The sequence below is a fragment of the uncultured Fretibacterium sp. genome, assembly GCF_938040765.1.
GTDB lineage: Bacteria > Synergistota > Synergistia > Synergistales > Aminobacteriaceae > CAJPSE01.
In genome coordinates this window covers 1-1,463 of the sequence record NZ_CALIAA010000070.1, presented here as the reverse complement: position 1 = coordinate 1,463, position 1,463 = coordinate 1, and the positions used below count along the sequence as shown (strand labels likewise).

Here is a 1,463-nt window from a genome sequence, read left to right as displayed (position 1 = left end):
GAAATCTGGGAAAGTAAGTGGATAACAAATAATGGACAGTTTCATCAGAAATTAGAAGTTGCTTTAGCTGAATATCTGAAAGTCCCATACGTTAGCTTGTTCACGAATGGAACTTTACCATTGCTAACTGCTCTCCAGGCATTGCGGATTACAGGCGAAGTTATAACGACGCCTTATAGCTTTGTGGCAACAACTCATGCTCTATGGTGGAATGGTATTAAGCCTGTGTTTGTGGATGTGGATTTGTCTACGGGAAATATTGATCCTGAGAAAATAGAGGCTGCAATCCACAAAAAAGCCGGACGCTGCATTTTTTGACAAGGCCTCTTTCGACAGGGGATGCGACGTCCGGGGAATGTATTCTCGCCGTTGCCCATATCAACGCGTTTCATTTTTACCACAATCATAGAGGAGGAATCTTGAATGAACCGACAGGCATTCTTAGGCATTTTCGTGTTTTTGAGCGTTTCGATCGTCCTATGCGCCCTCTCGCATCCGGCGTCGGCATCGGGCGTCACGCGGGAGATCGTCCCCCTCGAACGCGACGGGGTCAAGCTGCATCTGGAATATCTCAAGGCCGAGGGCGGCGGGGAGAAAGAACCGCTCCTCATGGTGCACGGCCTGACATACTCCTCGCACGAGTTCGACGTGAACTATGGGGATTATAGCTTCGCCCGCTTCTTCGCTCAGAACGGGTATGTGGTGTGGCTGCTCGATATAGCAGGCTATGGGAGCTCCCAGACAGTAGAGGATGGCTTCAAGCCGAACTCCGACTACGCCGCGGAGGATATCGCCGCCGCCGTCAGGCTCATCCTCGAAAGAAGCGGCAAAAAGAGCATGGACGTTCTCGGCTGGAGTTGGGGCACCGTCACGAGCGGCCGTTTTGCCGCGAAGTACCCCGAGATGGTGAAGAAGCTGGTGCTCTACGCGCCCATCGTGGCCGGACTTGCGGCCATGGATGTTACCTCGCCCTTTCACGAGAACAGCTGGGATCATGCGGCCGGGGATTTCCAGGTCAAGGAGGACAAGACCATCGACTACGACATCGTCGAGGCGGCTGTCGCCGACACGTTTCTCTCGAACTGTTGGCGCTACGACAAAGACAGCAGTCCCAATGGCGGACGCAGGGATCTTCTGGTCGCCCCGGACAAGCGCCTGATCCCCACGGCGGACATCAAGGCTCCCGTGCTCCTCATCTCGGGGTCCAAGGACGACTATGTCTCGCCCGAGCTCTGCAAGGAGGCTTTTGACACCCTTCGGAACAAGGGCTCGCGCCTGGAGATCATCGAGGGCGGAGCCCACGCGATGATGATGGAGAAACCCTATTACAAGGTCTTCCGCGAAAAGGTTCTGGACTTCCTGAAAGACTGAGGCCGCATTCTCTATTCTCCGAGGCGGAAAGACAGCGCCGGAGGATGGATAAATAACGAGCGAGGAGCCCCGGTTCATCACCGGGGCTCCTC

Annotated in this window: 2 protein-coding genes; both read left to right on the top strand. The window is 54.8% G+C overall.

The genetic code is table 11. From position 1 onward, the window contains the following. Positions 1-318, top strand: a 318-nt coding sequence (locus Q0176_RS02690; protein ID WP_299299005.1) for a DegT/DnrJ/EryC1/StrS family aminotransferase, incomplete at its 5' end; no start/stop codon positions are given. A gap of 105 nt (positions 319-423) precedes the next feature. Beyond that, positions 424-1,371: an alpha/beta hydrolase gene (locus Q0176_RS02685; protein WP_299299002.1), complete on the top strand. Its 948-nt coding sequence runs from the start codon at positions 424-426 to the stop codon at positions 1,369-1,371. Positions 1,372-1,463: the final 92 nt, after the last annotated feature.

Excerpts from the sequence above, each read along its gene's own strand:
- Q0176_RS02685 (WP_299299002.1), top strand. The coding sequence starts at position 424 with ATGAACCGACAGGCATTCTTAGGCATTTTCGTGTTTTTGAGCGTTTCG.